The organism is Bacillus cereus group sp. BceL291 (assembly GCF_051776705.1).
Classification (GTDB): Bacteria; Bacillota; Bacilli; order Bacillales; family Bacillaceae_G; genus Bacillus_A; species Bacillus_A cereus.
Map to the genome: position 1 here is coordinate 42937 of NZ_JBPWAP010000039.1, position 8370 is coordinate 51306.

Here is an 8370-nt window from a genome sequence, read left to right on the forward strand (position 1 = left end):
ACATTATGTAATTATAGGGGTGGAGAGCTTGGATAGAACATTTGAGTTTAAAGGGGCAGGGAAAACAGTAGTAAGAATAGGGGACAACTTCATTCGACTGAAGCGAAGAGGAGCCTTGAATTTTTTAAATCATGGATTAGACGGTGAAAAACCATTGATATTAACAATATGACTGGTATTCAAATTAAAAAAGCCAATTTCTTCACAAATGGTTACATACAATTTATTTTTATGGGTAGTCAAGAGAGTAAAAAAGGGGTTATGGCTGCAGCAGATGAAAACACAGTTATGTTTACAAAAAAAGAAGAAAAAATGGCTGTAGAAATTAAAGAGTATATTGAGAGTATTTTAGCTAATAAAAGCAAACCTCAAGTTTCTGCATCAGTAAGTGGGGCAAATGAAATATTGAAGTATAAAGAGTTGTTAGATCAAGGAGTTATTACTGAAGAAGAGTTTCAAGCGAAGAAAAAGCAATTATTAGGAATTTAAAAAAGCACTCATATGAGTGCTTTTTTATTTTAAACTGAATTGAGATTTATTTTGCAATTTACCTTCTTAGAACATGAAGTTTGCATTAGCACCAAATCCATTTTCTACATTCCATTTATACATAATTGTATGAAGTTGTTCGCTAGCTTGCCCAGTCTATGATAAAACTTCCCCGTCGCTACCAATGATAGTTTTAACTTCGTCGTAACTCATTCCATTTTTGATTTGATTGAACTTAGTTTTGCTAATTCCAGGTTTATTTTTCGGAGCTTCTTCTTTCTTAGGCTCCTCTTTTTTTGGTTCTTCCTTTTTCGCTTCGTCTTTTTTAGGCTCTTCTTTAGTAGCTGGCGCTTGTGTTTCTTGTTTAAGGGTACGGCCGCATACCCATTAACTTAAGAAAAGTAAACATCCCCAAAACAAAAATATGAGCTCATTTCTCGAAATAACTAATTGTAGAGAAAGAAAATTGTCATTTAGGGGGTACTTCAAAACCTTAGCTTGATGGCGATGGGGTCTCGTCACACATCTCTAAGTTGCGGTGATCCCCATAGCCAAAGAAGTAAGAAGATATTTAGAAGCGCATCAAATTTTGAGGAAGTGCTTGTGAACCGTATCATAAATAAATGAGGTTTTGTATGTTCGATTTTTAAATAATACCCAGGAAGGAGTGGATTGCAGTTATAGTAATACTCCTTTTTTTGTATTTCTATAATAGATGTTTTTTTGAAAAAACAGAATTATCTTGACAGTTATTGAATGGATTGATAAGGTTATAAAAAAATATTTCTTATCCAGAGAGGTGGAGGGACTGGCCTTATGAAACCTCAGCAACAGGTCTGCTTAAGTAGACACTGTGCTAATTCCAGCGGGTGATAATCCTGATAGATGAGAGCTTCCGTTTTTATTTGTCAGTAGCGCCCTCTTTTTTAGAGTGCGTTTTTGTTTTTTCTGGATAGTAACTAAAGGAGAGTAGAAATGGAGAACAAAAATGGGCAAGAATTTCAAAGGAAAATGCAAGCACGTCATTTAGTCATGCTATCACTTGGTGGGGTGATTGGAACGGGCTTATTCTTAAGTTCGGGTTACACTATTCAACAAGCTGGCCCATTTGGAACAATTCTATCCTATTTGGTTGGTGCACTAGTGGTTTATCTAGTTATGCTATGTTTAGGAGAACTTTCCGTACATATGCCCGAAACGGGCGCATTTCATAGTTATGCAGTTAAATACATTGGACCGGGTACAGGGTATACAGTAGCATGGTTGTATTGGTTAACTTGGACTGTTGCTTTAGGTTCTGAATTTACAGCCGCAGGATTACTTATGAAGCGATGGTTTCCATCGATTAATGTTTGGGTATGGAGTGTTCTTTTTGCCATTTTGATCTTTGTATTAAATGTTCTGACTGTTAAATTTTTTGCCGAATCCGAATTTTGGTTTTCATCGATAAAGGTTATAGCTATTGTGATTTTTATTGTTTTAGGAGTAGCGGCAATGCTAGGGTTTCTTCCGATGGCTCATTCAAAAGCAGCACCATTCTTTTCTAATTTTACAAGTGGAGGCTTATTTCCTCATGGTGCTACGGCCATTATGATGACCATGCTTGCGGTTAATTTTGCTTTTTCGGGAACAGAATTAATAGGCATTGCAGCTGGAGAAACAGCGAACCCGGAAAAAATGATACCGAAGGCCATTCGAACTACTCTGTGGAGATTGATCATCTTTTTTGTAGGAACGATTGTTGTTTTATCTGCGTTATTGCCTATTTCCGATGCGGGGGTATTAGAGAGCCCTTTTGTTGCAGTTCTAGAACGAATTGGAGTGCCATTTTCAGCTGACATAATGAATTTCGTTATCTTAACAGCCATTTTATCTGCGGCAAACTCAGGTCTTTACGCCTCTTCTAGAATGCTTTGGTCGCTTGCTAATAAGAATATGATATCCCCCATTTTTGGAAAAATGACGAAGCAAGGTGTTCCAATCAACGCCGTCATTTTCAGCATGGTGGGTGGAGCTTTGGCTTTGCTCTCAAGTATTGTGGCACCAGATACTGTCTATATCGTACTTGTTTCCATTTCCGGTCTAGCAGTAGTCGTAGTTTGGATGAGTATTAGTGCTTCCCAGTTCCTATTTCGCAGACAATTTTTGAAAGAAGGAAATTCTGAAAAGGACTTGATTTATCGCACACCACTATATCCATTAGTACCAATTGCTTCTTTTATCCTTTGTCTAGCATCGTGTATTGGAATTGCATTCGATCCAACACAGAGGATTGCCTTATATTGCGGCATACCGTTTATTTTGTTTTGCTATGGAAGTTATTATCTAACAAAAAATCTAAAAAAGAGGGGCGTAGATTATGTCGAACAAAATCAACCCAATTGATGATATTTTATCCCAACATTCCATTATGATTCTTGACGGAGCATTAGCTACAGAATTGGAGGCACATGGATGTAATTTGGACGATCCCCTTTGGTCGGCACGTGTGTTACTAGAAAATCCAGAACTAATTTATCAGGTTCATTTAGATTATTTTATTGCTGGAGCGGACTGTGCCATAACAGCAAGCTATCAAGCTACTATTAGCGGTTTTTCCAAGCGTGGAATACAAGAACAGGAAGCTTTGGAATTAATTAAGAAAACGGTGTTACTTGCAAGAAGGGCAAGAGATGATTTTTGGAAGGAAAATACGCAAACGAATAGGCCTAAACCATTGGTTGTTGCATCAGTTGGGCCGTACGGGGCTTACCTTGCAGATGGTTCAGAGTATGTAGGCAACTATGGTGTGACAGATAAAACATTAGCAGACTTTCACCGTTCGAGAATGTCCGCGTTAATCGAAGCAGGTGCAGATCTATTGGCATTTGAAACGATCCCTTCCCTGCAAGAAGCAAGAGTATTAGATACATTATTGCGTGAGTTTCCAGAAACATATGCGTGGCTTACCTTTTCGCTAAAAAATGAGAAAGAAATTAGTGAAGGTATGAAACTCGTGGAGTGTGCACGAGCTTTTGAGAAAAGTGAACAAATTGTAGCAATAGGCATCAATTGTGCGCCAGTAAACGTTGTGACTGGTGCAATCCAAGAGTTGAGGGCAAACACCAAAAAACCGATTATTGTTTATCCAAACTCTGGTGAAACTTATAATCCAGAAACAAAAACATGGCATGATTATGAACAATGTAACGCGTTGGATATTCAATCTGAAGAATGGTACCAAACAGGTGCACGTTTAATAGGTGGATGCTGCAGAACGACACCTTATCACATTAAGGGAATATCGAACAAGTGGCGTTCTTCCGAGTTTTTCTATTCGAACGAAGCAAAGCAGTAATGTAATGATTGATAATCTATTTTTGTGTGTATTTTCATGATTTAGCTTGTTAAGGAATCTACAGTTTCATCTAGTGGCATAAAATGTTTTTTCAGAGACACAAATGTGGATGGTAGCCTCGGAAATCCTCTGGACTTTTGGGTACCTTAGGTATGGAAAGGAATCAGGGAAAATAAAAACCGCTGGTTTAATAGATATGGTAGATAACATGCTGAATCATTTAATGAAGATGTAGTTGATCCAATTGAAGGTGAAGGGAACCATTTATTCGTAATTAAAGTTAACGAAGAGGTTAATTTATTTAAAAAATAGTTCAATTATTTGAAAAGTTGTTGTAGTAGTTAATATGGTCATATTGCTGTAAAAAAGGGTAGATGTAAACAGGTATGCTCTCCTGTTCATCTATCCTTTCCTTTTTAACTTATAAAATGTGTGACATTATATTCAATCGTATAAATATAGGATTTCATTACTATTTCCTGGATTTTTAATAAAACGATAGGGTTTATTTGGTATGCGTATTATTAAGAGTATGCTTCTATTTTAGGAATGCTTTACCTCACAAAATGAAAGTACACTTTGTTTAGATTTTTAAGTTGATAGATGTCTGGTGCCCCACTGTAAGAACGTAATTGTATTGTAGAAAAATAAAATAGAAGGATTACTTACCTTTAGTAAATATGAGAACTTTATATTTTTATTATTTACGATTATGCAATATCAGACCTCAGATATACATTCGCTCAGTTTTACATTAGGATATATAAAAATTACGTAAACTCCAGATGAACTTCACACTCGAATAGAAAATCCGTTATATAATAACTATAGAATTTATTAATGTTACATTAATTTTTATCTATTAGGATATACAAAATATAAAATTTAGATACGGAATACTAAGGTAAATAACTTCTTATAAGAAAGTAATAAAGGAGAATAGCTATGACAAGCACAATACTGGAATCAAAAAAACTAATATTACTGAAGAAGATGTTGAAATTTTAAAAATAATGGCGCATCCAATTTGTTTACGTATTGTAAACGAGCTAAGCAAACATAATACTTTTAATGTTTCGCAGCTAACAAAAGTTTTAGAGATACCCCAATCATCTGTTTCACAACATTTATCGAAAATGAAGGGTAAAGTACTAAAAGCTGAACGTAAAGGCTTAGAAATTTATTATTCCATTCGTAACAATAAAGCAACTCAAATTGTTGGTATACTTGGATATTAAACTATATATACAATAGCATAAAGATAGAGTAGTACCTGAGTAAGGGTGCTACTCTTTTTGGATTCTATAAACACAACATGACAATTGTTACTTTTTCATAAAAGAACAAGAACATACTAGGAATTATGTTTTCCTACATTGAATTTAAACGTATATGCCATTAAAAATAGATGCCAGACATTTAGGATGTACATAGTTAAAAACCACTCATCAAACCGCTGGAGGGATACAATGTCTTATAAAACGATACATACCGATTTTCAAAATGACTATACAAATGATCGAGATGCCTTGTTAAATGAAGGAATTGTTGAAATTGGTCATGTTCAATATGAAAGTCAAAAAAAGCTGATCATACGTCCTGCCTACGAAATAGAAGGAGAAATATATTTTTTTTCGGGAATGAAAGCAGTGGGAAATACGATATATAGTGTGCAATTACGCCCTTTTCATCAGTTAAAAGAAGCGGAGTACATTCCACTAGAAGAAAAATCTTGTATTACTGTATAAATGAGAGATATAGCTATCAGCTAGGAAGAGATAGAGCAAGTTGAGCGATGTTAATTTTACAAGAACGTGCTTACTTACTTATACTCCTTAAATCTCGAATTTTTTCAACAACTACAACAAAAACGAAGTATGAACGAGCTGAAAAAATCAAAGCCACATTCGATAACATAAAACATGTACCTAATCAGTAATTAGAAGGGAAGTAGCATGCATCTTGATGTACTGATCTTAGAAGAATATCGAACAGTATTAGATACGAAGATTCAAATTTAGGTGACGATACTTAAACTATACGGTATATCAATTTGATTTTCTATACATACGAAATACAATGTGACATACTTGTACCAAAAAATAAAGAAAAGTTTAATAATATCCTTTCAATGGGTTCTTAATACAATTAATTGATTAAACTGAGTTTTTTTCTTAAGCAGCCACCTTTGCTACGTTATTAGGACTTTTAGGCTTTTTAGAGCAACTGGGAGCTGAGTCTAAAAAGGAAATAAAAAAATAATTAATTGTAAAACTTGAGGAACGTTCCTTCAACTGTATTATAATAAAGTAAGCAAGAAAAAGAGCCATAATCCCCAATGGCTGAGATTATGGCTCTTTCAAGATGCAAGAAGTAGACACGAGAGAAAAAATCAGTGACAAGGTACTGATAAATAGAAGAGACTTGTCACTGATTTTTTCTCTTTAAAAGTATACCACAAACTAGTTTTAATATTTATAGTAAATAAATTACAAAAAACCAATTCTTATATAGGAGAATTGGTTTTTTGTAATAAACATAGCCTAAAGGAGACTCGACTCTTTTTTTTAGTATAACATAAATTGAAAGAAAATTCAAAATGAAAAAATCATTCTTTAAAAAGGGTCTGTTGTGAGAGGAGGCCCTTTTACGGAGAATAATATGAGTGGAAAAGCTTTCACATACATAATACATATGTATTTTTATAAATGGTGACAAGTTAATTGAAAGGATAAGAGCAGTTAGAGTAGACTAACTGCTCAATACAGAAAAGAGAAGAGAAGAAATACTGGGACAGATTAAATGAGTTATGGCTTATCGCCTGAGTATAGTCTGTGTTTATTATTTAGAAATATTCAGGTGTATCAAAATGAAAAAAGAGTAAACTTGACCAAAACTAATTCCAGGAATGAATAGTCAAATAAACGGATTATGGTTGTTTCATTTTGCTCCTTGGTAATATTTGTTGCAGTTTGTAGTCAACTTGTATTTACTACTAGAAGTTGACTATGCTTTTTAGAAAGGATGATCAGTTTTCTGTATTTTAAATTAATTTATTGCGAAATACGTACCTAGAGCGGCATTTGTATTTAATTGTGTTACGATAGTTATATAGTAGCAAGTATTGAAAATATATATAAATAGGGGGCTTGTTTCATGTATAACTTACAAGGAGATACGTATGAACAATTAAAAGGAAAAAAGGGGGACTGTACCATATTTTTAAAGAGTGGGGTTCCCATACGCGGGAAAATTCTTGCAACAGATAAATTTACGGTTCTTATGATGGTTCAGGGGAAGCAACAACTAGTTTACAAACAAGCAATTTCTACAATTATTAGGTAATTCTTATTCTATTTTTCGAGGAAGAGAGACAAAATAGAAAAAAGAAGATTGAGATCAATCTTCTTTAAAAAAGGAATACATGACAGAATACTACTCAGCTCGTAATCAATTATAATGAAGTATATAAAGATATTCAATCCATTTTGAATTTTCTCAATATGAATTGTCTCATTACCAAATTATAATATAAGTAATTCTTTTTATTATTATATGTTTGTTCTTTCCTGTTGCAGCATCCTTGTTATAGGGATGCTCTTTTTTGTATAACAAATTCAAAATAAAAAAGATAAGACCAGAGAGGATCTTATCTTTTTCATAAGGAGAAAAAGTCAAAGACTTTCTTAAGATTTATAATATTATATTCCTTACTTTACTTCTATATAAAACCTATATTTAACATCTATTTCTATATTGAGAAATAAATTATAAAATGTGCTATAAATTATTTAAAAATCCAATGCTGTAACAGGAGCTACGAAAAATAAGATTAAGTGTTCTTTATTTTATATACTTGCCAACCAGTATGAAGAATCAAAATTGGGGGAAACTATTGAATACTTAACGATAATTTAGGGGGGACACAAAATGGATCATAACACAAAAGTAAAACTTGGAGATTACGTTCAATTTTCATATCGTAAAAATCCTAATTTACAATTAACAGGATTTGTAGTCAATGTTCTGCAAAATACAATTGTTGTAGATATTACAGAAATGATGGATATTGAAGTAGATGATGTTAGGCAAGTTGTAAAGCATGGTTATTATAATAAAGTGGTTCCTACGCAGATTAAAAATAATGCTTCATAAAAAGTGCTCCTATATAAATTTAGGAGCACTTTTTTATAGAAATAATCTTGACTATATTTTGTATCCCGAAATCTCATACATCGCAATCATGTTAAAATGTTAATTGTTCTCCCGATATGTTCATTTTGTATCTACGTTCTTATCATGAATATCTCCATTTAGGTATAGTTATCCCTAATAATTGATTGCTAAAGAAATTTAAATTTTAGACTGACCGATTTTGTCTAGGAATTTTTTTGATGATAAATTGTTTTATGGCATGACTTATTTGAACTACTTGTAAATGTCAAGATAAACATGTACATTTTCGCTTGTTTAAGCATGTACAAAATCAATCATTTTCTTTGCTAAAATGATCTTTAATTCGATAGGATTGTCCTACAATACTG

8 protein-coding genes and 1 riboswitch are annotated in these 8370 nt (G+C 33.3%); all 8 genes read left to right on the top strand.

The window, feature by feature from the left end; all coding sequences use genetic code 11:
• Positions 1-28 precede the first annotated feature (28 nt).
• The gene (locus ACS2CR_RS22040) at positions 29-172 is read left to right on the top strand and encodes a hypothetical protein (protein ID WP_309567766.1); all 144 of its coding nucleotides are present in this window, start codon (positions 29-31) and stop codon (positions 170-172) included.
• The gene (locus tag ACS2CR_RS22045; protein ID WP_309567767.1) at positions 169-489 is read left to right on the top strand and encodes an SHOCT domain-containing protein; all 321 of its coding nucleotides are present in this window, start codon (positions 169-171) and stop codon (positions 487-489) included. Before ACS2CR_RS22040 ends, ACS2CR_RS22045 begins: the two co-directional genes overlap by 4 nt.
• Before the next feature lie 784 nt (positions 490-1273).
• Positions 1274-1381: riboswitch (SAM riboswitch) on the top strand.
• 83 nt (positions 1382-1464) lie between these two features.
• Positions 1465-2874, top strand: coding sequence for an S-methylmethionine permease (mmuP, locus tag ACS2CR_RS22050; protein ID WP_153602939.1), 1410 nt, complete (start codon positions 1465-1467; stop codon positions 2872-2874).
• Complete coding sequence (gene mmuM / locus ACS2CR_RS22055) at positions 2849-3826, top strand: homocysteine S-methyltransferase (RefSeq protein WP_153602940.1); 978 nt, start codon at positions 2849-2851, stop codon at positions 3824-3826. The genes mmuP and mmuM overlap by 26 nt, the downstream gene beginning before the upstream one ends.
• Before the next feature lie 965 nt (positions 3827-4791).
• Entirely contained in the window at positions 4792-5064 is a 273-nt protein-coding gene (locus ACS2CR_RS22060) for an ArsR/SmtB family transcription factor (RefSeq protein WP_374050077.1), read from the top strand.
• A 231-nt stretch (positions 5065-5295) separates the two neighbouring features.
• The gene (locus ACS2CR_RS22065; protein WP_153602942.1) at positions 5296-5574 is read left to right on the top strand and encodes a hypothetical protein; all 279 of its coding nucleotides are present in this window, start codon (positions 5296-5298) and stop codon (positions 5572-5574) included.
• Positions 5575-6982: 1408 nt separating this feature from the next.
• Positions 6983-7171 (top strand): RNA chaperone Hfq, encoded by a 189-nt coding sequence (hfq, locus tag ACS2CR_RS22070; RefSeq protein ID WP_153602943.1) that lies wholly within the window; start codon positions 6983-6985, stop codon positions 7169-7171.
• A 585-nt stretch (positions 7172-7756) separates the two neighbouring features.
• On the top strand, positions 7757-7981 hold the full coding sequence (locus ACS2CR_RS22075) for a DUF2187 family protein (protein WP_000349980.1): 225 nt from the start codon (positions 7757-7759) through the stop codon (positions 7979-7981).
• The last annotated feature ends 389 nt before the right edge of the window (positions 7982-8370 follow it).